The 22971-nt window shown below is 60.6% G+C and carries 26 protein-coding genes; 4 read left to right on the forward strand and 22 right to left on the reverse strand.

Annotated elements, in window-relative coordinates; genetic code table 11:
- Positions 1-50: 50 nt before the first annotated feature.
- The 16 genes from M728_RS09265 to M728_RS09340 all read right to left on the reverse strand — a co-directional run bounded on the left by M728_RS09265 (position 51) and on the right by M728_RS09340 (position 14496).
- Complete coding sequence (locus tag M728_RS09265) at positions 51-809, reverse strand: TylF/MycF/NovP-related O-methyltransferase (protein WP_026621283.1); 759 nt, start codon at positions 807-809, stop codon at positions 51-53.
- A 488-nt stretch (positions 810-1297) separates the two neighbouring features.
- The gene (locus tag M728_RS09270; protein ID WP_026621284.1) at positions 1298-1792 is read right to left on the reverse strand and encodes a hypothetical protein; all 495 of its coding nucleotides are present in this window, start codon (positions 1790-1792) and stop codon (positions 1298-1300) included.
- 2 nt (positions 1793-1794) lie between these two features.
- Positions 1795-2940 (reverse strand): hypothetical protein, encoded by a 1146-nt coding sequence (locus tag M728_RS09275; RefSeq protein ID WP_370906442.1) that lies wholly within the window; start codon positions 2938-2940, stop codon positions 1795-1797.
- Positions 2941-3689: 749 nt separating this feature from the next.
- Complete coding sequence (locus M728_RS09280; protein WP_156943461.1) at positions 3690-4295, reverse strand: hypothetical protein; 606 nt, start codon at positions 4293-4295, stop codon at positions 3690-3692.
- Positions 4296-4412: 117 nt separating this feature from the next.
- The gene (locus M728_RS09285; RefSeq protein WP_026621287.1) at positions 4413-5762 is read right to left on the reverse strand and encodes a tail fiber domain-containing protein; all 1350 of its coding nucleotides are present in this window, start codon (positions 5760-5762) and stop codon (positions 4413-4415) included.
- A 7-nt stretch (positions 5763-5769) separates the two neighbouring features.
- On the reverse strand, positions 5770-6216 hold the full coding sequence (locus tag M728_RS09290) for a GNAT family N-acetyltransferase (RefSeq protein WP_026621288.1): 447 nt from the start codon (positions 6214-6216) through the stop codon (positions 5770-5772).
- Complete coding sequence (locus tag M728_RS09295; protein WP_370906443.1) at positions 6213-7826, reverse strand: hypothetical protein; 1614 nt, start codon at positions 7824-7826, stop codon at positions 6213-6215. Before M728_RS09295 ends, M728_RS09290 begins: the two co-directional genes overlap by 4 nt.
- On the reverse strand, positions 7823-8425 hold the full coding sequence (locus tag M728_RS09300; protein ID WP_026621290.1) for a hypothetical protein: 603 nt from the start codon (positions 8423-8425) through the stop codon (positions 7823-7825). Before M728_RS09300 ends, M728_RS09295 begins: the two co-directional genes overlap by 4 nt.
- A complete protein-coding gene (locus tag M728_RS09305; protein ID WP_026621291.1) occupies positions 8422-9018 on the reverse strand; it encodes a hypothetical protein in 597 nt (198 codons plus the stop codon). The genes M728_RS09300 and M728_RS09305 overlap by 4 nt, the downstream gene beginning before the upstream one ends.
- On the reverse strand, positions 9015-9338 hold the full coding sequence (locus tag M728_RS09310) for a hypothetical protein (RefSeq protein ID WP_026621292.1): 324 nt from the start codon (positions 9336-9338) through the stop codon (positions 9015-9017). The genes M728_RS09305 and M728_RS09310 overlap by 4 nt, the downstream gene beginning before the upstream one ends.
- A gap of 2 nt (positions 9339-9340) precedes the next feature.
- The gene (locus tag M728_RS09315; RefSeq protein ID WP_198023394.1) at positions 9341-9508 is read right to left on the reverse strand and encodes a hypothetical protein; all 168 of its coding nucleotides are present in this window, start codon (positions 9506-9508) and stop codon (positions 9341-9343) included.
- Positions 9509-9698: 190 nt separating this feature from the next.
- On the reverse strand, positions 9699-10805 hold the full coding sequence (locus M728_RS09320; RefSeq protein WP_026621293.1) for a hypothetical protein: 1107 nt from the start codon (positions 10803-10805) through the stop codon (positions 9699-9701).
- A gap of 269 nt (positions 10806-11074) precedes the next feature.
- The gene (locus M728_RS09325; RefSeq protein ID WP_156943462.1) at positions 11075-11908 is read right to left on the reverse strand and encodes a phage tail tip lysozyme; all 834 of its coding nucleotides are present in this window, start codon (positions 11906-11908) and stop codon (positions 11075-11077) included.
- Between the two features lie 73 nt (positions 11909-11981).
- Entirely contained in the window at positions 11982-12977 is a 996-nt protein-coding gene (locus M728_RS09330) for a DUF5309 domain-containing protein (RefSeq protein ID WP_026621295.1), read from the reverse strand.
- Positions 12978-13124: 147 nt separating this feature from the next.
- Positions 13125-14075, reverse strand: a complete 951-nt coding sequence (locus M728_RS09335; RefSeq protein WP_026621296.1) for a hypothetical protein — start codon at positions 14073-14075, stop codon at positions 13125-13127.
- 184 nt (positions 14076-14259) lie between these two features.
- The gene (locus tag M728_RS09340) at positions 14260-14496 is read right to left on the reverse strand and encodes a hypothetical protein (RefSeq protein WP_026621297.1); all 237 of its coding nucleotides are present in this window, start codon (positions 14494-14496) and stop codon (positions 14260-14262) included.
- A 262-nt stretch (positions 14497-14758) separates the two neighbouring features.
- On the opposite strand from M728_RS09340, the gene M728_RS09345 reads away from it, so the two are divergent.
- Complete coding sequence (locus M728_RS09345; RefSeq protein ID WP_026621298.1) at positions 14759-15148, forward strand: hypothetical protein; 390 nt, start codon at positions 14759-14761, stop codon at positions 15146-15148.
- A gap of 572 nt (positions 15149-15720) precedes the next feature.
- Here M728_RS09345 and M728_RS09350 read toward each other — a convergent pair.
- From M728_RS09350 to M728_RS09365, 4 genes are all read right to left on the reverse strand, one after another.
- Positions 15721-15855 (reverse strand): hypothetical protein, encoded by a 135-nt coding sequence (locus M728_RS09350; RefSeq protein WP_256375591.1) that lies wholly within the window; start codon positions 15853-15855, stop codon positions 15721-15723.
- A 572-nt stretch (positions 15856-16427) separates the two neighbouring features.
- On the reverse strand, positions 16428-16625 hold the full coding sequence (locus M728_RS09355; protein WP_245269716.1) for a hypothetical protein: 198 nt from the start codon (positions 16623-16625) through the stop codon (positions 16428-16430).
- A 340-nt stretch (positions 16626-16965) separates the two neighbouring features.
- Positions 16966-19020 (reverse strand): hypothetical protein, encoded by a 2055-nt coding sequence (locus tag M728_RS09360; RefSeq protein ID WP_026621301.1) that lies wholly within the window; start codon positions 19018-19020, stop codon positions 16966-16968.
- On the reverse strand, positions 19020-20453 hold the full coding sequence (locus M728_RS09365) for a terminase large subunit domain-containing protein (RefSeq protein ID WP_026621302.1): 1434 nt from the start codon (positions 20451-20453) through the stop codon (positions 19020-19022). Before M728_RS09365 ends, M728_RS09360 begins: the two co-directional genes overlap by 1 nt.
- Before the next feature lie 143 nt (positions 20454-20596).
- On the opposite strand from M728_RS09365, the gene M728_RS09370 reads away from it, so the two are divergent.
- Positions 20597-20938, forward strand: coding sequence for a GFA family protein (locus M728_RS09370; protein WP_026621303.1), 342 nt, complete (start codon positions 20597-20599; stop codon positions 20936-20938).
- A gap of 277 nt (positions 20939-21215) precedes the next feature.
- A complete protein-coding gene (locus M728_RS09375; RefSeq protein ID WP_026621304.1) occupies positions 21216-21617 on the forward strand; it encodes a hypothetical protein in 402 nt (133 codons plus the stop codon).
- Positions 21618-21653: 36 nt separating this feature from the next.
- Here the strand turns inward: M728_RS09375 and M728_RS09380 are convergent, their stop codons facing one another.
- Positions 21654-22067 (reverse strand): hypothetical protein, encoded by a 414-nt coding sequence (locus tag M728_RS09380; RefSeq protein ID WP_026621305.1) that lies wholly within the window; start codon positions 22065-22067, stop codon positions 21654-21656.
- Positions 22068-22235: 168 nt separating this feature from the next.
- Here M728_RS09380 and M728_RS09385 point away from each other — a divergent pair, with 168 nt between their 5' ends.
- The gene (locus tag M728_RS09385) at positions 22236-22679 is read left to right on the forward strand and encodes a hypothetical protein (protein ID WP_026621306.1); all 444 of its coding nucleotides are present in this window, start codon (positions 22236-22238) and stop codon (positions 22677-22679) included.
- Here the strand turns inward: M728_RS09385 and M728_RS09390 are convergent.
- Positions 22668-22859, reverse strand: a complete 192-nt coding sequence (locus M728_RS09390) for a hypothetical protein (RefSeq protein ID WP_026621307.1) — start codon at positions 22857-22859, stop codon at positions 22668-22670. The two genes, M728_RS09385 and M728_RS09390, sit on opposite strands and share 12 nt — an antisense overlap.
- Positions 22860-22971: the final 112 nt, after the last annotated feature.

A 22971-nucleotide genomic window follows, 5' to 3' on the forward strand; every position in this document is an offset into this window, starting at 1 on the left:
CATGACGCCCAATTGTAGAGCTTCAATGATGAACGCAGGCAAAACGTTCCTTACTGCTTGATCATCAGCCCTTGACCGGTCGGCAACGTCAATATCGATTGCCCGTGAACGGCAGCAAACTCGTTCCACATCGCGTTCTGCTCTTCGCATCCGATGAAGGCGTAGTCGTCGAGTACAATAGCAGCACCGGGAACGATCTTATCCCAGACGCGATCGATGCACTCTTTCTCGTATCGCGCGACATTGAGATCGATTGAGAGGTACGCGATTTTTTCTATTGGGACGCCTTCGAGCGTATCCGGCAGGAGCCCCTTCACCAGAATTGCATTCTCGAATTTCGAGAAGTTGCGTTTTGCTATCTCATACACATCAAAATAGATGCCGGCGTTGCGCTGCTTCGCCCGCGCCGCCTCCTTGGCAGTCATCTCCCCCTCGGGAATTCCACGGAAGGTATCAAACAGCCAAAACTTCCGATCGAGAGCGCCGAAATTGAGATACTCACACACCGTCATCGACAGCAGCCCGGCGTTCACTCCGAACTCGACAAAATCACCCTCGAGCTTCAATGCGCGCGCTGCAGCGAAGCAGCAGGTGTGAGCCCTCCATCGAACGTCAGGAACCCGCTTCCGCTTAGCCCAGGCCTCTTTGTTGCCTGCTTCAGCAAAATTCCAGGCCGCGGCGAATTTCGGTTCATTCAGGAAATCGGTATTTTTGTTCACGACCCTGACGCCGTCAGCCGCGTAACCAGCCAAGGAATCCTCGCCTTCTGCAAGAAACCGAAGGCGCTTTTTAAGTTCACGGATACCCATTTCACCGCTCCAGAGCAATATATCCACGTCTGCGCAAGAACCCTCGGCCACAGACTACTTAAGTGAGGCGGTTCACCTGGCCATGTCCAAGGAGTGGCACATCTGTGAGCCGTTGCACAATGAACTCGGTCACCTTCCGCCACGGGCTTGAGGAAGGTGTTACGTCCACTTTTAATTGGTGTCGACCAGCAATCGCGTTCTCGGACGTTTAAACGTTCAGAAAGAAACGATACGAGGCGGAGATACGCCAGGCGCTCAGTCATGTAATGCCGCAAGTAGTCGCATCTGCCCCAGGACGGCGGTCCTGAACGTGTTGTAGTTTGCCTGTGGCTGCGCGCGGCGAAAGAGCGCTATAAGCTTTTTCGCTTTTTGATGAAGTGTCTTCTGACGTTGGTTTCGCTCACTAGCGGAGTACTACTGATCGCCTGCAATACGAGCCTACTTTGACCTGCGCGTAAATTGCTGACGGTGCGCGGGGAAAGCGCGCGTTAGAGATTGAGGGCGGCAGTCCACATTGCGTCGATTTGCGTTTCGGTTAAGCCGAGGGCCCGACCGATAGTTGCTGTCAACGGGTGCAACCGGCTGAATGAGGTTGCATATTCCCACTCAATCTGCGCGCGGTCCTTTTCGGGGCCGGCCGGCATCGAGTCAATCGCAGCCGTTATTTGGGTCAGAGAAACCCCGGCATCGACAAGCCCGAGACGCAATTGCCGTGCCGAAAGCGAAGACATGGAAGCGCGTATCTGCTCTGCCGTCGGCGGCGCGTAGGATTGGACTGAGAAATAGGGATTGTCGGCGAGCCACTTGCGAATGGTAGGGTTCAAGCCGAAAGCATCATCGGGTCTCGACAGGTAATCACAGTCGTAGGTTTGCCCACTCATGTCGGTCAGGTTGATCGAGAGCTGGTAAACCTCCGACTCCGCCGTCTCAACGATCGCATGGACCTCATTCAACACCGTTCTGCCGTGGGTGATACTGGTCATGTCTATGCAGTCCTTTGAATGATGAGCCAATCGGACGAAGCGACGATCCCCCGCACACGCCAAGTTCCTGAAAGGGCTGTGCCCGCCCCGGAATAGCCGCTCTGAACGTAAGCGTTGGTGCTGTACAAACAGGGGATCACTGCAGCTTGTCGCGCGGGGTTGGAGCCGTTCTGCGCCATCGCAAGGACTGTCCCGAGTGGGAAGCTGGTATTGGTGGATGACGTTCCCGTGTAAACCTCCGCCGCAATAAACCCCAGCGCATGCGTATGGCTCGTGGCCGTGACGGAGTTCGTCGTCGTATTTGTAATGTCTGAGGGCGTTCCCAATGTCAGCGTGCGGGTTGCCGCTAGTGATCCGCCGCCCGTCAAACCGTTGCCAGCCGTGATGGAGATGCCGCTGTTTGCTGGCGTGTACCCTAAAGCGCCCGTGACATCACCCCCGACCAGATTGCCCCGGTGAAGGACAACCTTGGCTGTCGAACCGGTGTTGAAGATCAGGCTGTCATTGCCGGCGACATTCATGATGTACAGACCGCAGCCGCTGGCGTCATTCTGCAGCTTCAAGCCATTGGTGTTCGCACCGCCGTCCTGGTGCTGGATATAGCCCTGGCGTGTTGTCGCCTTCCAGAAGCCGATATAGGGATCGCCCGCAGCGGAGCCCGCGATTTTCACCGCCTCACCATCTGTCGTGACCGCGAGTTGCGTGAAATCGACATATGCCCCGGCCAGCCGCGCGGACGGGACCGTCCCAGTCGTCAGGTTCGAAGCATTGTTGGCGCCGAGCGTGGCACGCGCCGCGGCGGCATCGGCGTCGTCAAGGACGGTCTGAGCAAAGGCCGAGACACCGAGCGTCGTGAGAGCGTCAGCCGCGGTTGCGTCGTCCAGCAGCGTCCGCGCGAAGGGGGTCAGCGCGGTTGCCGCGTAGGCATCCGCCGCGGTCGTGTAGATCATCTTGTCCGCGCTTGTCGCAAGCCCCGCGATCGAGGTCAGTGCCGTGCTGGAAGCCTGCGCGCCGAGTGCTGCGCGTGCCCCGCTTGCGCTGGTGGCTCCGGTTCCGCCTGCGGTGATCGGCCGCGCGGCGTTGGCGTCGGCGGTGAGATCATCGATCAGCGCGTTATAGGGCACGCTCTGGATCGTCGTGTTCGGCACCCCCTTGGTGCCGGCCGGTGGGGAATAGACTCCGCCTGTTCTTGGCAAGATAGCCTCCATGAAAAAGGCCTCCCGATGGAGGCCGTGAAATGATTGGTGATGACGATGTCCTCACACGCCCCCTCGGCGCAGTGGGCCTTCGGGTAGCAGGTTATCGGAGAGTTCACGTGAGGAGCGCGACCACTGGATGTAATTTTCCCGATGTCCTCACGTCAATCTTGCGCACGACCCCATCGGCGGCCGCATGGACATTCTGCGTGTTGTCTCTCCAACAAGACTCTCACCGGAGCACCCCGATCGCTTGGCCGCTGGGATTGCTGCGTCCGCATGGCAAGCTTTTTCGCTTCGCTCGTATGCGCCGCGCGCCGTCAGCGGCTGCCTAAAGGACGCGGGACATGAGGTAGTTCGACAAAAGGGTTCCACAGAACACAAGGAGCCAAAGTCTGAAGTTGGTTAGTTTAATGCCTAGCTTTTGGGAGAGATAATAGACAGGCATGACGAGCGCCCAGCCTAGTATTACAGTATAGATAAACGTCATGTCTCCTACAGAGCCCCTTCCCCTGTCACGCCCGCGCACACTTCGACCACATCACACGGGCGATTCGCAACGCGAAGCGGACTACAACCATAAGTCATCGCGCGCGCCCTGTCAGCCGGTCTCAGGTCGAACTGGCCTCACCAAATGCGCGACGATCCTTCGCGAATGAGGCCGTAAGCCTCCCGGAACAGCCTGTGTGCATCGCAATTCCTTAGCACCTAAGCCGGTAGGGCGAAAGCAAGTCATCGCCGAGATAGTAACCGGTGAAGTCGCCCATCGGGTTGAAGTTTTCGTAGTTCTTCGGCCCGCCGCGCCCGGTTTTTTCGCCGATCGCCCGACCGAGAGCACCGCCGGCGCGGCTTCCAACCTCACCGGCAACGCCCCCGATGAAAGTGGCGGCAGCCGGGCTCACGAAAGGCGCACTCGCAAAGCCTGCGAGACCTCCAACGCCGGCTCCGAAAACGTTTCCTATGACTTCACCTTCTTCTGCAAAATTGCCCATCGCTGCGACGCGATCCCGCTCCTCCAACCGCTCGATTGCTTCAAATCTTGCCATCATCTCGCGGCGCTTACTCTCTTGCCACTCGGCCTGCTTGCGTCGAAGTGCCTCGTCACGCTTTAGCCTCAGCGCCTCCTGTTGGCGCTGCCGCTCACGAACCTCGCCCATCGAAGCTCTTCCGGATCGAACATCATCAAGGAAGTCCGCATCCATCGCCGTGCGCAACGAATCGATTGCCATCGCCTGTGCCCTGCCAACGGCCATCGACCGGCGTACGGCGTCTGCAAGCGTTTCCTGAAGATCGAACAAGTGCGGCATATCGCTCCTTCGCGGCCGCGGTCCTGCATCCATTGAAAATCCTTTCTTCTTCCTCGCCACTCGAATGCGTTCAAGCAGCCGCGTTCACTTCCAAACGAAGAGAGACGAAATCCGCCCCTACTTCCGCCTCTTCCCCGCCGCAAAAAGCCGGCCGTAGTCCACCCGGCGCATGCCGTCCGGCCCGCGGCTGACGGCGTCGGGGCGTGTCTTTTCCACCTCCTGCGCCATCACGCCGATATGCTTTTGCCCGGAGGTCGGCTGGTCCTTGTAGTGGAACTCGTAGAGGTTATGCCCCTTGAGCCTGCCGACCTTCTCGATGTTCTTCTTGGCGCGGCGGTCGGACTTGGGAAGGAAGCCCAGCAGGGAATCGAGCAGGCCCGCCCCCGCCTGTTGACGGGCGTTATAGGCCGCCATCTGGTTCTGATAGTTCTGCTGTACCAGTCCCGCATAATCGACCGGCTGGATCGCCTGTCCCTGCGTCGGCACGAAGTTCGGGTTGCTGACTTGCGCTCCGGAGAGCAGCGCCGATATCTCGTTGATCGGCTGGTTGCGCTGAGCATACTGCTCGTTGAGATAGTTGGAGCGCGCAGTATTCTGGGCGTTGATCCGTGCCTGCTCCGCGTTGAAGCTCTGGTCCTTGAGCGCGTTGTTGGCTGCCGTCGCCGACTGGCTGTTCTGGTGCATCTGCTGCCGAGCGTTGTTGCCGAAGTCGGCGTTCTGCAGCGCCTGACCGTAGGTCTGCGCCTGGGCCGCGTTTTCGAAGCTTGCCTTCTGGTTGGCGAGATTGGCAAGCCGCGACTGTTCCTGGCCGGCGTTTAGCACCGCGGCGATGCGGGCGTCGTTGGACGTCCGGTTCGCCTCGTCGATCGCCCGGTTATAAGCTTCCGATCCCGGCTGCAGCCCCTGATTGGCTAGCCGCGTTTCCAGCGCCGCGCGGTCGCGCTCGAGCTGTGGGTTGAGCCGCGCCATCAGCGCGTTTTCGTACTTCGACGTGTCGAAATCGGTCTCATAGCTGCGCGTGATCTTTCCGGCATTGCCGACCGAAGTTTGCAGCTCGGGGCCGCGGGTAAATTGCTGGTATTGCGGCAGCGTCAACTTCGAAGTGTCGCCAGCCGCGGGGGCCTTCGAAATGTCTATCGGCTTGCCGAGCAGGTCGTTCAGCCGGTTCGATTGCGATGTGGCCAGCGTCGCGAGATTGAGGTTCGCCGCGTCGTTCTGATCCTTGATCTTCTGCTGCATCTCCGAGAGCTTCTGGGTCGCCGTCGCCACGGGCAGTTCGTAGACGTTGCCGCTCAGCGGGTCGGTCCATTTCTGCATCGCGTAGTTGTAGGTAAGGCTGCCGTCCGGCGTCACCTGGTTGACGTTGCCCATATATCCGTTGGCCACCGCGGTGCCGATATTGGTCGCGGTCTGTGCCGCTGCCGTCGCCTTCGGATCCGGGGGAGTGGGAGCTTTTGATTTTCCGATAGCACACCTACCTTCGATTGACGGGATGCGCCCGCCAATCGTTGTCCGTCAGAGTAAAGATGATTTCCGCTTCCTGTCGCCCACGCAGGCGGGGAATGCGATAGCTTGTGAACCCGAAACGCCGGGCGATCGCGACCATGCCGCGGTTCTCCTCGGAGACGCGCAGCACGGCGATCTGGCAGCCGATCTCGTCAAAGGGATAGCCGAACATGGCCTTCAGCACCGGCCGCGTCAGCCAGCGTTTGCTGGTGGCGGCGGCCGAAAGCTCGATGACACCCGCTTCCGGGGAGTAGTTGTGATAGACGACGCCGGCGACGAGTCTGCCTTCCTCCATCACGCCGAGCGTGGTGAAGTCGGCAAAGCCTCTTTCGCAGCCGTCGATACGAGTGGCGACAAAGCCGGCGATCGCGTCGTTGGTCGCGGAGTCGCCCGCCCCGCCCCAGATGATTTTCACGCGCTCGCCTCCCCGGCCGAGACCTGGAGCGTGGCGAGGTCCACCTCGATGTCGAGTTTCACTGCCCCGCCAGAGGTGATGACGCAGCCGACCGCCAGCATGTCGCCGCTCGCGCGCACATTCTGGCGAAAGTCGTAGCGCAACGCCTCCGACACACCGTCCCAGCGCGCCACGTCCCAGAGGCCCACGTCCCATTCCGGAGAGGCCGCGTCGCCCTCCGTCACGCGGTCGAAAGGCGGCGCGGTCCTGTCGAAGTCGGCCCGGGCGAAGAGCTGCACCTTGGGCCGGGTCTTGGCGCGGAAATACATGTGCGCCATGGTTGCCGCGGTCCGCCGGCCGAATTGCCCGGCCGGCGTGAACTGCGAGAGATAGGTGGCCGCAAAGGCCAGCCCGTCGTCGGTGCCGCCGGTGTCGCCCTGCCAGCAATAGCCATCGCGCGACCCGAAGAAGAGTCCGCCTTGCAGCGTCTCGAAACAGTTGGCCCGCCAATTGCTGATCGTCGCCCAGCGCCCGCTCAACACGTTCAGCACGAAAGTCTTGTCGCTGACGACGCTGTTGTCAGGAAAGGCGACGAAGATCAGGTTCTGCTCGGCCCAGGGTTTAAGCGTCCAGCCCGATCCGGTGGCGTTCGCCGCTTGCCGCCAGTCGTCCTCGATCGGTCGTGAAACCGAAACCTGCGTCAGCGCCTGCTGGTCGCGCTGAAACACTTGCGACACCGGCGTCAGCCCGTCCGAGGTCGCTATCAGCACGTCGCCGCCGATGCGGATCCAGGCGTTCTTTCCGAGCGGCTTGCCGATCTGGTAGACGCCCTTCAGCGCGAAATCGTTGGCGCTCGAAGGGTCGGAACCGGCATAGACGGCGATCTCCCCTTCCGTCGAGACGAAGACGCAGAGATCCGACAGGCCGTCGCCGCTCTCGAGCGACCAGGAAAAGCCGGTGAGCAGCGAGCCGCCTTTCTTCATCACCCCGCCGAGCGGGAACACGGCCGCCGCGCCGCCGATGGCGTTTATCGGCAGATAGTAGGCATCGAGCGTCGCGTTCTTCAGGAAGAATTCCCGATTCTTGAACAACCAGCCATAGTTGAGCTGCGCCATGGTCGTCGCGTCCGAAAAGGTGATCGACGGCGTCGTCGTCCAGGCGGTGCCGTCGTAAATACGGCGCGTGTCGGCGCCATTCAGACAGACGAGGAAGGAACCACCGGCGGTCGTGTGCTGGAAGGCACACCAGTCGCCGCCGGAAAGCCCGCTCACCGCCGCTGCCGTCGTTGCCGGCGGAGCGACCGGCGCGGTCATGTTGTAGATCGCGCTCGCGGTTGCCATGAACAGCTTTTCGTTGCTGCCGAACTTGTATTTGAAGGCGCTGCGTATGGCGCCACCATCGGCCGCAAGCCCAACCTTGCGCGAGCCGCCGCGGATCTTGCAGCCGGCAAGCGTCGGCAGAAAATTCATGAGAACGGTGGCGGAGCCGGGCACCTGCGACGCCATGTCGGCGGTCGTCACAAGTCCGCCTTTCGGGGCCGGGAAGGTCATCGATTGCGATGTTTGCGATCGGCCGACGCTGGCTTGGCCGCGGTTGGTCTGCGGCAGGCGACCGGGGCGTACTGTCATCATGATGCCCCCCTGTCCGCATTGATCTCCTGCAGGAGATCCGCCTCGAATTCAGCAAGATTGTCCTCGAAAGGCAGGCCCTTCTGCCGCTTCCAACGCCAGATCAGTCCCTTGACGAGCAGCCGCTCGGGAAAGAGCGTCGTGTCGTCGTCGGCGCGAAAAGTATCGCGCTCCTCGTAGGGATCGCCGAGCACCCAGTTTTTCGAGACGTAATCGATCGTCGCGCCGGCGGCGGCAGTGGCCGGCGAGAAAAACATCTCCCTGCCGCTGAGGCGGCAATAGGATTCCGCCGAGGCGACCCCGACGATTACGGCCCATTGCGCGCCGTTGGTTACCGCCCGGAAGAACCGGCCGTCCACCGCCCGTACTGCGCCGCCCGGCGCCAGCCGTTGGTAGTCGGCGGGGAGGATTTCCGGCGAAGCGGAGACGACATGCGCTTTCAGCATTTGCTTCCAGTCGGCGCGCCGGGCGATTTCCGCGCCCGCCTCTTCGGCCAGCGCCACCATCGTCTGTGCATTCGGATCGTTCGTCCCGTAGACGCTGTCGAAGCGGTCGAGCGAGACGATGTCACAGACCTCGTTGATTATGGTCAGTAGCGTCATGGCGTCAGCCCTCCAATGACGATTTCGGCATTGCCCCAGCGCAGGCGCTCGTCGGCAAGCCCGAGCCCCGCCATCGCCTGGCGCTTCAGTGCCTCGGCCGCACCCGCCTTGGCGGCATCGCGCTCCCAGACGGCGATCTCCTCGACCAGCGCGTAGAGATAGACATCCGGCGCCTTTTCGATCAGCCAGTTGCTCGGTGCGGCGGCCGTCAGCGGCGGGATTTTCGCATAATAGGTCAGGCGGATATTCTCTCCGCCCTTCGGCCGCACCTTTATGACGCTGCCGACGATCGCGTAACCGATCGGCGGACCGCCGGATGTCTCGTGACTGCTGAGCTCCTGCAGCGGCAGCACCCGCAACGCCCGGCCGTCGCCTGCAAGCACCTGGCGCGCCTCCAGGAAATCCTCCGGCAGGCTACCCTCGCCTTCCGCCAGCGGCACCGTCGCGGTCTTCTCCATGTCGGCAAGGCGCATCACGCGGTTAAGCTTGAGCTCGGCAAGCGCGAGGAAGCGCCGGAAAAGATGGGCAATGTCGTCGCGGCCGGAATAGTCGCCAGCATCGACGAGGAGCGAGGCAAAATCGGATGTGGTCATAGATGCCCCTCGAAGCTGCGCCAGGCGCGGTTGTCGCCGTCGTTCAGCCAGCGCTTCACATAGCGGTCGTCGCCTTCGGAATGCGCCCTGACCAGGTTTTCGGAATGCGCCAGGTTGAGGGGGATCGAAGCAACCTTGGTCCATTCGCCGAAGGCATTGCCGGCGGTGGCGTGGCGCGTGAATTCATTCTGGCGGACGAGGTTTTCGACCGGATAGTCCGTCCGCCAATGGGTCCTGTTGCCGTCCTCCATCATCCAGACGGAGCGGCCGGTCTGAAAATCATAGTCGAAGAGCTTCCAGTCGCCGTCGCGGATCACCATGATCACTCTCCCGGCAGCGGATCGGCCCGCTCGGCCTTGCCGTTGGCGATCAGCGCCTTGGCTTGCCCAAGTTCCACGGATACGACGTTTCCCGCGGGCGTCCGTTCGCTCTCCTTCAGCCATACGTCGTAGATCAGCCGGACGGGCACCGGCTTCTTTGCTTCGGACATTCGTTGCTCCATGAAAAAAGGCGGCTCCGAGGGAACCGCCTTGGTTGTGATTAGTCGCCTTGCAGTGCCGCGCGTGTTTTCAGACGGACAAAAGAGCCTGTAACATTTTTGAAGTGCCGCATGTTTTATCCGCAAATCGGATCCGCTTGACGGATAAAACACGCTGCATTTGGCGGACAGACGCCCGCCCTTACTGCGCCGCTGTCAGGAACAGATCGGCGGGCTCGGGCAAAGCCATCTCCGCGTCGGAGCAAGTCAGGACGCCCTCGGAAGAGGTGCCATTGGCAATAGCGAGACTCGGCGAGGGCGTGTAGCCCGTCGCTTCCGCCTCCCAATGCACTTTCCACCCTTCGCGCTCATCATATTCGCTTCCGGTACGCAGGCCGACCACGTGGACAAGCTGGTTGGCTCCGTCCAGCGTCTCGAAGCCCCAGGTAAGCTTGAGCCGTTTGCCTGTCGCATCGACGCTCTGTACGTAGCCAGTCAGGCCGAGCCCCCAAGCGTAAACAGGCGACGAAAAGACAACGCGGGTCTGAGCCGGCGTCGCTCTCCCCGCCTTTTCGCTCGAGCCTCCTCCGGATTCTATGCGCACCTTCCCGAATGCCGCCTTCTCTGCCGCCAGAAGGTCGAAGACCTCGCGATTGCAGGCGACGAGCGCATTCATCAGCTTGTCCGGTTGCGCAAGCGGCGGCGGTCCCAATTCCGGTGCGCCGAAGGTCTCCGCCGCCGTCGGCAATCTGAAGTGGCGGACATTGTCGGAACCGGGAGCGCACGTCAGAGTTGTCTGCCTGCCCGGATCGTTATATGCCGAAATGCTCAGACGAGGTGAGATGTGTTCGTACCGGTCAGGTGCCTGGCCGACGTCCACACTCCAACTTTCGACCACCCACGGCGTCACGAATTTCGCCCCGAAACGGCTTTCGAGCACGCGCATAACCTCTTCCGGCGATTCGGCAACCTGAAATGCCCAACTGTATCCTTCGGGCTCCCCTCCCAGGACAGTCTTCTTCTGGAAAAGACGCACGATCGAAAAATCGCCGGCCCTGATCGGCCCCGCGAACGTGACCACCTCAGAGTATGATTGTGGGTACTGTGGGTAATGCGGCGAGTTGTTCGGGTTTTCGAAAGGTTCGATCCTCACCGGCCCGAATGCGGTCCGTTCGGCCCTCAGAATCGAAAAGAAGTCCGGCTTGCAGGCAAGCAGAGCATCGAACACTTTTTCCGCATCGGCCAAGGCCGGCGTGGCGAATATGGTTGAAAAGACGACAATCAGCGCCCGCGCGATATAGCTGTGCAAGGTTCCTCCTCCGGCGCTGCGATCGAGCCAAGCTTCACTTTTTTGTAGAACGTTTCATGAACATTCGCAAGGTGGAGAGCGAAATATTCACAACCGCTCCTTCCGGAATGGCAATAGCTTGTCCGGCAGGGTCTCAGCGCCCAGCCCTTCGGCTTTCTCTCCTCGATCTGAGCGCGCCCTCGCCTGATGTCGAGGCGCGCACAAAAGACAACCGCAAATGCACCGGCAGGAATGCATGCGGAGCACAGGCCGCACCAGATTATCGAGGCTCAATATCGCCACGGCGGCCCATCGCGTTCATCCGCTGGCCGCGGCGACGGAACCGGTGGTTCAACGCGATAGTCCGGAAGAGCCATGGCCCGCCGCGCCTGGCGCCGGCGATTGTCGAGGTGCAGTTTGGCTTCGTTAGGCCGTAGGTAGCGCTTGGCGACAATCTTGGTGGCTTCGTCGACGTCGTCGGCGTTGGAAAGCGGCTGTCGGACCCTACCTTCCCTGGTATCGAAAAGCTCGTGCTTCATAAAGCCGTAGTTTGCCTCGTACGTATCCGGATCTAGTCCCCGCTCCTTGGTCCAATTTTCAAAGGCCTCGCGCCGGTCGTCCCACTGCGCATAGCCAAAGGCACCCTTACCCACACGTCCGTCCTGCCACAGATTGCCGTGCAACTTGCCAAACCCGCCACTCTCGTGGTCCAGATTTCCTACGAATGCTGCGGCCTCGGCTTCGGACATCATGAAATCGCGCTGCAGGTCCCGCTTGAGGCGGGCCGCGATACTGTCGGCCAGCTTGTCTGTTGCCTTAAGCTCCTGAAAACGATCGACAGGCAAGGACTCCGCCTTCTTCTGAAACCCTGTAGTCCCCGTCAGCGCACCCCTGTAGGCTATCGGCGCCTTCATCATCGGCTCGGTGATGCGATTGTCGTCTGGTGAAAATGGGCGCGGCTCTGCGGTGCCGTGGCTGCCACCTTCCCTAATGCGTCCACGATTGAAGATCGCGCTGTCATCAAAATCCTCCATCGCGTCGCGCATGGAATAGCTCTGCACTGGTAAGCCCATCCAGTTGAGGTTTGCCACTCTTTCGGCATTCGTCAGTTTTCGTTTCGCCACCAATTTCCCCTTGGCAATAGTTTCAGACGACTGAGGGCGAGCCGAAGCCCGCCCTCTCGATCTGCCGCCAGGCTCAACTTGCCTCGGAGAGCCCGAACAGATCGGCAGCAACCCCGAGGCCCTTTTCATTGTGCACCTTCAGCGTGCCCTCTCCGATGATCACGCCCTTGTCCGCGTCGCCGGTTTTGGCGACGTCGCGGTCCTCCTGGATCTTGCGGAGCCACAGAAAGGAGAGCATGTCCGTGTCGATGAAAAAGGCGTTGCGGGCCAGGCCGGCGCTCACCGCTTGCACGCGGTTCGGGTGGATCATCACGGTACCGAACGGTCCTTCGTAATAGTCCGCCGTCGCGACGATGGTATTGCGCTCGCCGCCCTGCGAAACCGCATAGCGGAACGGCGCGACATTCGCATCGGACATGAAGGTGACGAAAACGGATTTGACATAGGGCGAGACCGAGACATGGCGGAAATTCGCGCCGTTCTGGTAGCCCTGCTGCATCACCGTATCGAGGATCGCCTTGGTGAACGGCCGCTGTGTGCCGTCGGTCGGCGCCACGGTCAGACCCGTCGCTGCATTGAAGCCGCCGTTGGCGCCGCCCGCTCCACGCGAGACATTCGACGTCAGCCAGGTGCTGAGCGAACCAAACTCACGCGTCGCACCGCCGACCGACGCATTGGTGTCGGCGATCGCGAATTCCACGTCCTTGCGGATCTCTACGCCCTTCTTCAGCTTCTGGTACTTGCGCTTCTGTACGTTGCCGGCTTCCGCCGTCACCTCCTGCGTCGCGGAAATGATCCAGTCCTTGCGCATGATCTGGGTGTAGTTGCCAAGCCGCTTCGGCGGAGTAATCGCGCCGAAAGCGTAGTCTTCGCCCTCCTCGCGGATGTTGGCACCGGGTGCTGCAAGCTCATCCGTCTCCCATTCCGGGTGATAGGTGGTGCACTTGCCCTTTTCGATCAGCGAGTAGATCGGGGTGTCTTCCGGAGTGATCCGCGATACCACGTCGGAAAGCTCCTCGCGGTTGCCGACGGCTTGGGTCGTCTGAAAGGTATTGGTGAGAACTGCCATTTGCTGGTCCTTCTGTCGTGATGGGATTCGCGGCCCGCGCGCCCGGACAGGCACGCGGAAAGCGTTGAATGTGTTGAATGAAGGCGCACCGAGCGATCGCTTGAACAGCGTCTCTTGCACGCTCGCCGCTCGGCTCACGCCTGTCGATTACTCGAAATCGACCGCCATCGCGTCGCGGATCGATCCCGTTCTCGAAAGCCGCTGCATCGCCTCCCGGCTTTCACGCCTTTGGTGCTGCGCTTGGCTCTTGGCCTTCATGCGCGGCGTGGACACCGGTGCGGCGTTGACCTTCTGCAGTGCCTTTGCCCGCGCACGTTCCGCAAGAAGCCCGAGCCTGGCATAATGCGCGAGCTTGAAGAGCCGGTGGTCGACGACCTCGCGTACCTCCTCGTCGGAAAAGCCGAGTTCCCTTGCCGCCTCGAAGGCGTCTTCGAAGAAGGCTTGCCGCCCCTCATCGTGCCGCGTCTGGGGGAAAGCCTCGAGGAGCTTGGCGTTCTCTGCCTCCAGCCTCTCTTCGCTGGCCGCGGCCTGAAGCTCCGCCGCAACGGCTGCCGGTCCTTCGCCGAGCGCCATTACCCGCGCAAGCTGCTCCAGCCCCGCCTGGTGCAGCGCCCACTGTCGCTGATAGGCTTCCGGATCGTGGCGCCTCAGCTCCTCTGGCGGCTCGTCGGGGATCTGGGCCGCGATCAGTTCCGCAACGCCATTGGCCGTAGCAGCGACCCGGCTGCTCATGCTTTCCAGCATCCGCCCGCGGTTGGCGAGATCCTGGGTCTTGTGCCGGTAGTCGCGGTCCCGCATGTAGCCGAGCTTCAGTTCCTCGAGCGGAACCTCTTCGCCGCCCTTGAGCGTAACGATCATGTCCTCGGCTTCGTTGGCCGCCTCCTCCTCGTCAGGAAAGGTCGGCTCGTCGCCTTCGGCATCAGCATCGTCTCGCTCTTGAGCGAAGTTCACGGTCTCCTCGCCGTCCCGCTCTTCCTCGTCCTGTGGGTTGGCCTCGTTCGGCTCCCAGAAGTCGAGGTCGTCAAAGCTTGCGGCCTCAAGCGAGCCGTCAACGGTTTTGCTCCCGCCAAAAGGCAGGTTGGCACTATCGTTCATCATGGAAAGACCTTTTCAAGAGATTGTTCGGAGCGGAGCAATGGCGCCAAGCGCCCCTTCCGCACCCGGAAAATTGGCGTCGTTTCAAAACGCTGCGGCGGCTTCATGAATCTCTTTCACGCGCCGCTTCAAAGAAGGCAGGACCAACAAGTCGCTCTGACATCCTGCCTATGAGAGCGCCAGCACTTCACGCCGGCGCGTTGGTTCCCTCGGCCTTGGCTTGCTCCGTCAGGAACTTGAGCTTGCCTCGGAAATTGCGGATCGCCCGCGCCTCTGCCGCAAAGGCCGCGCGCGTCTCGTGGTCAGTAATCTTTGCATTGACGCAACCGTTGATTGCCGCCGCTTCCAGTTCGTCCATCAGCCGATCGAACAGCGGACTGTCGAGCAGCGCCCGCGCTGCGGCAGTTCTTTCCTCTGGTTTCATGTCACGTTGTCTTTCTTGAGAAGTTACACGGTTCCCCCGGCCTTTCCGCAAAATCGCCACGCGGGCAGGGCTGATTCCTGGTTTGCTCTGCCTACTTGGGTGCAATCAGGGTCCACCCTCACGGCAAGGAGTTCGAATCTCGTTGCACGGAAGGATTGATTCCCGCTTTGTTCCGGTCTACCACTTGTTTAAGGTAGAAGCGTCTTGGCTGAGACCGCAAGATTGGCCGAAGAGCTCCCATCCGCGACCAACAGGCTTAACTATGAAGAAAATGGGCCTCGCATTTGACGCCGTTGCCGGCGTCGTCCTCAATATTCTCGATCTGCTCATCTTTGAACTTTTTCTACATCGCACAGCGCGAGTGGTTGTGCCCCTGCTGAGCCTTGGCAAAATTCAAGTTCAGGAAATCTATGCAGAGGATATCGCGTTCAATTGGCTTGGTCTCAAGCGCATGCCATCCGACCATCTCCTTCTGAGCTCCTCAATGAGCAAGCTTGCCGGTGTTGTCTTCTGGTTCCTTTGCCTGGCGATATTTCTTCTAGGCACCCGGGTCTGTGAAAGCTTGCATACAGCTCTCCATTGCGCAAAGTCGTGCATCCGGCCGCAACGCGACCGAATGCACGACTTCTTCGGTTTTCGTGATTGGGTTTAGGCTGCTAGCTCGTTGAGCTACGCGCTCCCTTGTCACAGTGTCCCAGGCAGACGCCGACTTGACGCTCACTTAGCCCTTGTAAGTCTGGCTCGTCTTGGGCGCTGGCGTTCCAATGATCGGCGCCTCGATCGTGGTGATCCCCGTATCGGGCGAACCGTCGGTTGCCCAACAGGAACATGGCTCACCGGCTGGGCCGGTGCCATAGGCGCAAACCTGATCAGGTGTCGTGCATTGTCTGGGGCCTGGCCTGACCATAATCCGGGCCGCCGGCGCTTGAACCTTGACCGACGCCCGTGTGGGCGCCGTTGGCGCACCCGTTTCGCTGCAAGAGGAGACGACAAGCGGAAGGGCGATCAAAAACAGAGAGATACAGCGAAGCTTTTTCATAGCATTAGCCCTATTCTGGGGCACGGCACGTTTCAAGCCCCTAACTAGCGCCCCTCACGGTTCTACCCGCGATTGTCCAGCCATCTTTGGGGGCAGCGATAGGGCGACAGTCGCTCGCCGCGCCGTGGTGCCGCGGGATGGTTGTCTGTCGAGAGCCAAGGCTTCTCGTCGCTTCCGTCGGTCGTTCAATTGCCGCCTTGTGCTATCGTCGGCCCCGGCCCCGGTGCGATCCTCTTCATCACCAGCAGTTCCGAGGTGATGTAGCTTAGGATGAATACGAAGTAGTGTGGCCCAAGCACCAGATATAACAGAGCCGCCAACGGGTACCTCAGCGTGGTCACATCACCCTCCGTCAGCTCAGACGGGACGATGCCCAAGGTCAAGTAGTGATACAGTACACCGCAAGCCATGTACGCTACGCCAAACGCAAGAGCTGTTAGCGTGATAGAAGCAAGCCTCTTCGAGATTGACACGTTCGGCCGTGGCACAAACGAAAAAGCATATAGGCCGACAATATAGACAGCCATCTTATACCGGAACAGCCTGTGGTAGAGAAATCTGCAGGCGACCGCAGTCACAGCAACACAGAGCAGCACACGAACCACATTCAAGACCGCATATCGCCGCACAGACCGTCCTCAAGCTAAAGGGAACCGACTCACCTTGTGCAAGGAAACCGCAAGTCGAATTCATTCGTCAACGCCGCTACTGTCGTTACCATAACTACGGCACTTTTATGCTACCTTTGAGAGCATTCTCCGTTCATCCGACGTCACGCCGCAGGATGGGACAGATCACATACCATCGAACTTTCGCTTGTATCGCTTAGCCCGCTCGAGTTGCTCGTCGAGCTTGCTCGGCCACATGGTTTCCTCAATCTTGCCGAAAGGCCCTACCCCATCGATTTGCGCGTGGACACACCTGTTGTGCGGCCCATGCCGGGCAAATTCCAGTCTGTCAGCGGGGAGCCTCCAATCTGCTCGATCCGCTCCTGGATTTCCTTTTCTTGCTCGGCATCCGTATCGAATTCGCGTACAGTAACGGCAGGACCATCCGTCATCTGGTATCGGACATAGTCCTTGAGTGACACTCCGGGGGCCCCCAAAGCGTTCTGTCACTCCCAAATTCCCTGCTTGGGTAACTTCCATTTGGGTCATACAAAAAGTTATTCTCTGGATTTCCGTCATCCGGAATGATGACAAGTCCAGTATGACCATCTGATCCGAACAGGGGCACGGAATTTACCGGGTTGGTATTGGAGATAACATAGGTATCGGTCACCTCGACAGGCTTATCTCGCGGGCTTCGACGTTTGTTACCCCAGTTCGGCAAGCGGCTGATCGCCTCCTCACCGAAGTCACGCAGTTCGAGCGCTGTCGCTGTTCGCGGCGCCGTTTCGTAGAAATCGTATAAGCCTTTGGTTCTTCTTCTCACCCCGGTAGCCCTCCGACTTGCGCCGTCGACAGCGGCTCGCCGCCCATCATCTCCACGGCATTCTGCTGCCGTTTCAGGTTCAGTTCGGCGTCGATCTGGTAGCGCTTCAGCGCGCCCTTCTGCTGGATCTCGGCAAGCTTCAGCTCGCGTTCGATCTCCAGCCTCCGCCTTTCGTTTTCCGCCGCAAGCCGCACCTTCTCGGCGTCGGCTTGCGCCCGCATCTGCAGCTTCTGCATCTCCGGATCGGGCTGATTGGCACTCGCTTGCATCCGCCGCCCGATCTCCTCCGGCCTCGGCTTGGTGAAATAGAGGTCGGGAGATTTCAGTCCCGCCGCCTCCACCGATTTGGCGATGCCGTTGTAGAGGTTGTCCGGCGAAACGTAAGGATTGTCCGGCCCCAGCGTCATCAAGAGCTTCTCCTGCAACTGCTGGATCATCTGGATCATCATCATGTCGCGCTCGCGGGTGCCGGCGCCGAGCCCGGTATTCACCGTTGCGTCCATCTCGGCGCTCCAGTGGCGCGGGTCGAAACTCACCCATTGGCCGCGCAGCCGAACTGCCCGCGGCCGGTCCTGATGCTTAATCACGAGGCGAAGGAGCCCCTTGAACACGCGCCGCAGACCTTGCGCGAAGGTGCGCACCATCAGCTCCGTCTGGCCGATCCCCGCCTGTTCGATCAGCGCCGTCGCCCGCGCCGTCATGTTGGTGAGAGCATCTGGCGCCAAGCCGCTCGAGGCGTCGGAAATGCCGGTGCGATCCGTCGCCTCCTGGTCGAGATAGGAGAGCATCGCGAAGGATTCCTTGGCGACGAAAGGCACCATGGTATAGCCGAGCGCCGCGCGGGCATCGATGCCTTGGCTGATCCGGATCGGCTGACCGAATTTCGGATTGAGCACGCTTTCAGGATTGGCGATCGTACCCTCCTGGACGATCGGCTGCTGATTGTTCTGCCAATAGAGATTGTCGAGCGTCTGGCGCATCAGCACGGTCTTCACCCGCTGGATTTCCGCCATGTCGTCGGTCACAGAGCCGCCTTCGCGCTGATGCGGGCGGCGCTCGACGATGAGGTCGGCAAAGGGCACCTCGTCCCACTCGTCGTTGGCAAGCAGATGCTCCTCGCCCGTGCCTCCCGCAAGGACGAGTCGGCGGAGTTCCGCAATGCCGTCGTCGTCGGCATCCACCTTTACGTAGAGTTCGTAGTAATCCACCTCCTCCAGCGCCTTGGGTACCGAGTCCTTCGCCTCGAAGGCGTCGCGCCGGCGGGTGAATTCCTCGTCGTCTCTGCCGCTATCGCCGGTGGAGGCCGGCAGGCCTTCGATCAGGTCGCGGTCGTAGCCCATCGCGATCAGGTCCGAGCGGCGCATCCGCGTGGCGATGCCGGTGATCGGGCTGTCCTCGATCGAGATCGCATCCGGATGGATCAGGAACTCCTCGAGCGGCACCGCCGCCAGTCGAGGCGTGCCCCGTTCGATGCGGCGTCGGATCTTGACGCTATAGCTTGGCTGCTCGACCGCGCCCTGCGGCGTCTCGATTTTTTCGACCGTTTGGGATTGCTCCAGCACCTCCACCTCGTCGTCGCCGACGAGCTGGATGAGCGCTGCCTCGTCGAGCCCGGTATGGGTCGAAACCGCAACCGAGGTCTGCTTCTCGTACCACCAGCGGATCACGCCGTTCCTGAGCTTCAGCGCATCATGCGCCGCATCCTGCACGGCGTCATAGCCGTCGCTTTCCGGAAAGACGACATAGTTGATGTAGTCGCTCGCCTGCTCGGCGGCCGCCTCGTCGCCCTCGTTGACAGGCGCATATTCCACCACCTTGTCGTTGCCGAGAATGGTGCGGATCAGCGACGGCAGCACCTTCTTGATCGCCGCGCGCACGTCGCGCGAGACGACCTTGGAGCGGTTGGCATCCGCCGGCACATCCTTCATCGTGCCGTCGTAATATTCCATCGCCTTGATGCGATCGATCGCGAGCTCGTCGCGATAGTTTTCGCAGTCCTTGACCAGCTGGCTGACAAGGGCGCACAGGCGTTCATCGGTCATTGCGGCCATCAGAGAACCTTTCGGGCGGTGAAATTCCAATTTGCGTTGCCGTTGTTCGCCCGCGCGTGGCGCTTCATCATCAGCGCGTAGCGCGAGGCGGATATGAGATCGTCGCGTTCCTTCACGATCCTGCCGTCCTTGCGGTGATAAAGGCGGAATTCCTCAAACCATTCCGAGCAGGTGGAGAACACCTTCCAGCGCCCGGTCTGCATCCGCTGCAGCATGTCGGAGAGCCCGGCTTCCACCCCATTGGTGCCGTCGTCGAACGTTGCTCGCTCGGGAAGAAGCGACAGCCCCTGCGCGCGGTATTGCGCGGCGAGTTGCTCGCCGCTGCCCTTGTCATGCTGGAGGCCGTCATGCGGCCAAGCGAAGGGAAGCCAAGCGCCCCAGGGTTTCAACGCCGCCGCATGGATGATCGGCGTCGCCTCTCGCTCGCGATAGATCTTGGTCACGTGGAAGATATCGGCATCCCGATCCCAGGCGCACCCAACCGCCGCAAAAGGATGGTCCCAACCGAAGTCGAGCCCCCCGATCTGAACCCAGTGCTTCGGAATATCGAACGGCTCGACACGAATGCTCTCCTCGGTCACCGGGAAGATGCGGCCGGAGCCGAGCGCCGGCTCCCCTTTGGTGCGCGCCTCACGCTCATGCGCGGGGTAGCTGTCGATGATCCGCCGGCGTTCTTCTGGCGTGTAGTGCTCCGCATCCTCGATCGTCATGGTGATGACCTCGCGATCCGGCGATTTCTCCATCAGGTATCTCGCCACCACGGCGCTTAAGCCTTTGAGCGGCGTAAAGGTCACTGCAATCGAGCCGCGCGTCGCATTGGTGCGGGTGATACCCTCGAAATAGACGTCTTCCGGAGGCTCCTCGTCGAACCAGACGTAATCGACCGTGTTCGCCTGCCACTTGCCGCGTCCCTGCTCATAGGCTTTGAAGAGCAGCGTCGAGGTACCCCCCGCGACATGCCGCACGGTTACGCTGTCGAGCGCGCCGGAAGCCCCTGAGCGGCGAGTGGTCCCGACGATCGTTGCTTTCGGAATAAAGCCCGTGCCCCAGTCGTCCTCGTTGAGAGGTGGGCCGACAAGCAGTCGCTGGACACCGTCGCGCGTGAGCTCGTAGGACTCCGAGCTCGCCAGCATGACGATCGGCTTGTCGAACCGCCTGCCCTGCCACCAGTCCGGGTAGCGCCCCGTCAAATGCATCGCCGCTTCCGCCGCTCCGGCGAGCGTCTTGCCGAGCTGGTTGCCGGCCATAAACAGGCGTTCGCGGACCGCGGCGCCTGCAGCGTGGAAATCCTTCTGCTTCCGATAAGGCTGATAGCCGGTGAGAAGGTTCGTGCGCCGCCGCCGGTCGAGCTCCGCCAGCAGCGCAATTTGCTCCCTTAGCATCACGGAGAGCTCGGACGCAGCAATTCCCTGGGATGGGCCGGTTGAGGTCATCCTTGCTCGTTCCCTGGTTCTCTATTGCCGCTCTGCACCGTAAATCGTCCGGCTGGACGGCCATGTCACAACGTCCATAATGGTGACCGCTGGGCGTTTCTCGCCATTGCTCTGTCAGCGCTCGCCGATCGGGAGGCACAGTCATGATCGAAGGCCATTGCCATTGCAGATCGGTTCGCGTCACGGTGCCTGTTCGTCCCGAAACGCTTGGCGATTGCAACTGCTCGCTCTGCAGCCGGATCGGTGCGCTCTGGGGCTACTATCCTGTCGAGGAAGTCACCGTCAGCGATCCCGAGAAGAAGCTCGTGGGCTATGTGCAGGGCGACAGGACCTTGACGATGCATCATTGCAGCACGTGCGGCTGTACTACGCACTGGTCGCCGATCGGGCGCAAGTCGTCGCGCATGGGCGTGAACATGCGCATCTTCGATCGCTCGGTCTGGGAGCAGATACCGCACCGCCTGATCGACGGCGCAAGCTGGTAACACCCGGCTCTTACACCCAGCGGATTCGACCGCACGCCGACCTGACCGAAAACGATCAGCAGATTATCTTTCGAAATTGTAACGCCAGGAACAACCCTACAGCGCCGCGCGTCTTATCAGACGTGTAAAGGCGCTGTAGCACTTTGAGTTGCTGCATCCTTAAATCGGGTCGATTTAAGAAGACATGCAGTAGAGCGCGAAACGCCCTTCTATCTGCATGTTCTCAGATGTTTGAGAACATGCTAAATCTCGTGTTTTCAATGAGGGGAACACCACTATGCCACGTATTGCCAATCTTTACTTCAAGACCGCCATAATCTTCCTAATCCTCGGCATCTCCATCGGACTGCACATGTCGATCTCGGGCAATCATGCCGCTACCGGTGCGCATGCGCACGCCAATCTGCTCGGCTGGGTGACGATGGCGATCTTCGGCGTTTACCACGCACTCAATCCGCAGAAGGCAGCAAGGCGCCTGGCGACGATTCAATACGCCGTCTACACCTTCGGCGTAGCCGTGCTTATCCCATCGCTCTATTTGATGCTTTCGGGAAACGCCGCGATGGAACCGGTCGTCGCCGTCTCGTCGCTCATCGCCTTCGCCGGCGTTCTCCTGTTTGCCGTTATCATCTTCTCGAGCAATGAGCCCGTTGCGGCCGTTGCGTCTCCGGCACGGTGATACTTCTCTGGAGCGGAAAGGGCGCCGCGCGCCCTTTCACTCGCCCTTCCTCATCGTTCTCTGGCTTGGCACGAGGTCGATTTGCGGCGCCGATCGCCTTGACCGGCGCGCACGTGGTTTCCGTCCATCCAGCAATGGTCGAATTGCCGCGTCAAGCGCGCGGATGCGCTCGATGAGTTGCTCGTCCGAAAGCTCGTCGATGCCGCCCGCAGCGGCGCTCAAATCCTTCGGTTGGAGCGAGGCAACAAGCTTCAGATAGCTCTCCGGCTTCTCCTCGCGAATACGGGCGATCACGCCGACGCCATGCACCGCGAAATCCGCCTGCACCGCATTCAGGAATGCACCGCCCAACTGGCCGCGGCCGCCCGTCACCCGCCACTCGGGAAGCCCCGGTTCCATTGCCGCATCGTCAACGACTTTCCCGGCGCGTTCCGGCCTTTCGTCATCCATCATCGCGGCTCCATTCTTCTTACCACCGCTCGGTCTCAACCAGAGCACGGCTCGCTGTCGGCGCGTGTATGCTGTCGCACAAATCCACCCATAATTGCGCCAGAATCACGACTGAGATTGAATTGCAGGTGGCTGCATAACGCAGCCCTTTGAAGCCAGCAGGGGACCATGCGCCATATCTTTGCCGCCGCCATCGTGATCGCCGCCTCGACCGCCCACGCCTTGGCGGGAAGTCAATCCGGCAAACCACGTTATTTCGTGAAAGCGTGGCTTCAAAAAACAGACAAGAGCTTCGAGCACACCACCGGCTGGTGCGACGACAGCTATCGCTGTTTCGTTCCAATCGGCGAGCACATGATCGAGCTGCGTGACGTATCAGGTTCCAGCTATTCGCTTAGCTTCCGCTCAGAGCACTCAGAGGAAAGCCCCTGCTGCGTTCTCCGCAACGGTTTCCACGACGTCCGTCTCAAGAGCGGGTACCCTCGCGTCGCTCCTCTTTACTACTCACCCGAGATATGGGGCGACAAAGGCGTCAGACCTTTTGGCAAGCTGATCATCGTCGTCGAGGACCTCCATAAGCCAAATCAAGCGCCTGAGACCTCAGGCCTGTAAGCTTTTCCGCAGGGAATCAATAACATGCTGCGCGGAATTGTCATTTTCGTGCTCATCGCCGGCTCGGCCGCCTTCGCCTTCGCAGCTGGCCAGACCGGCGACCCTCGCTACCTCGTCAAAGCCTGGATTCAGAAATTCGACAAGAGCTTCGAACATGCGACCGGCTGGTGCGGCAGCCATGATATCTGCACCCTAAAAGTGGGTGAGCACGAGGTCCGGCTGCATTTTTTTCTGACCGGAGACAGCTATCGCCTCAGCGTTCAGGCCGATGCCGACGATCCTGCCGCATGCT

Source organism: Ensifer sp. WSM1721 (genome assembly GCF_000513895.2).
In the GTDB taxonomy this organism is placed as follows: Bacteria; Pseudomonadota; Alphaproteobacteria; order Rhizobiales; family Rhizobiaceae; genus Sinorhizobium.

Excerpts from the sequence above, each read along its gene's own strand:
- M728_RS09305 (WP_026621291.1), bottom strand. The coding sequence starts at position 9,018 with ATGACCACATCCGATTTTGCCTCGCTCCTCGTCGATGCTGGCGACTAT.
- M728_RS09370 (WP_026621303.1), top strand. The coding sequence starts at position 20,597 with ATGATCGAAGGCCATTGCCATTGCAGATCGGTTCGCGTCACGGTGCCT.
- M728_RS09335 (WP_026621296.1), bottom strand. The coding sequence starts at position 14,075 with ATGATGAACGATAGTGCCAACCTGCCTTTTGGCGGGAGCAAAACCGTT.
- M728_RS09380 (WP_026621305.1), bottom strand. The coding sequence starts at position 22,067 with ATGGATGACGAAAGGCCGGAACGCGCCGGGAAAGTCGTTGACGATGCG.
- M728_RS09330 (WP_026621295.1), bottom strand. The coding sequence starts at position 12,977 with ATGGCAGTTCTCACCAATACCTTTCAGACGACCCAAGCCGTCGGCAAC.
- M728_RS09375 (WP_026621304.1), top strand. The coding sequence starts at position 21,216 with ATGCCACGTATTGCCAATCTTTACTTCAAGACCGCCATAATCTTCCTA.
- M728_RS09340 (WP_026621297.1), bottom strand. The coding sequence starts at position 14,496 with ATGAAACCAGAGGAAAGAACTGCCGCAGCGCGGGCGCTGCTCGACAGT.
- M728_RS09385 (WP_026621306.1), top strand. The coding sequence starts at position 22,236 with ATGCGCCATATCTTTGCCGCCGCCATCGTGATCGCCGCCTCGACCGCC.
- M728_RS09310 (WP_026621292.1), bottom strand. The coding sequence starts at position 9,338 with ATGGTGATCCGCGACGGCGACTGGAAGCTCTTCGACTATGATTTTCAG.
- M728_RS09270 (WP_026621284.1), bottom strand. The coding sequence starts at position 1,792 with ATGACCAGTATCACCCACGGCAGAACGGTGTTGAATGAGGTCCATGCG.
- M728_RS09280 (WP_156943461.1), bottom strand. The coding sequence starts at position 4,295 with ATGCCGCACTTGTTCGATCTTCAGGAAACGCTTGCAGACGCCGTACGC.
- M728_RS09390 (WP_026621307.1), bottom strand. The coding sequence starts at position 22,859 with ATGGCTGCCGCACCAGCCGGTCGCATGTTCGAAGCTCTTGTCGAATTT.
- M728_RS09300 (WP_026621290.1), bottom strand. The coding sequence starts at position 8,425 with ATGACGCTACTGACCATAATCAACGAGGTCTGTGACATCGTCTCGCTC.
- M728_RS09360 (WP_026621301.1), bottom strand. The coding sequence starts at position 19,020 with ATGGCCGCAATGACCGATGAACGCCTGTGCGCCCTTGTCAGCCAGCTG.
- M728_RS09345 (WP_026621298.1), top strand. The coding sequence starts at position 14,759 with ATGAAGAAAATGGGCCTCGCATTTGACGCCGTTGCCGGCGTCGTCCTC.
- M728_RS09315 (WP_198023394.1), bottom strand. The coding sequence starts at position 9,508 with ATGTCCGAAGCAAAGAAGCCGGTGCCCGTCCGGCTGATCTACGACGTA.
- M728_RS09265 (WP_026621283.1), bottom strand. The coding sequence starts at position 809 with ATGGGTATCCGTGAACTTAAAAAGCGCCTTCGGTTTCTTGCAGAAGGC.
- M728_RS09295 (WP_370906443.1), bottom strand. The coding sequence starts at position 7,826 with ATGATGACAGTACGCCCCGGTCGCCTGCCGCAGACCAACCGCGGCCAA.
- M728_RS09365 (WP_026621302.1), bottom strand. The coding sequence starts at position 20,453 with ATGACCTCAACCGGCCCATCCCAGGGAATTGCTGCGTCCGAGCTCTCC.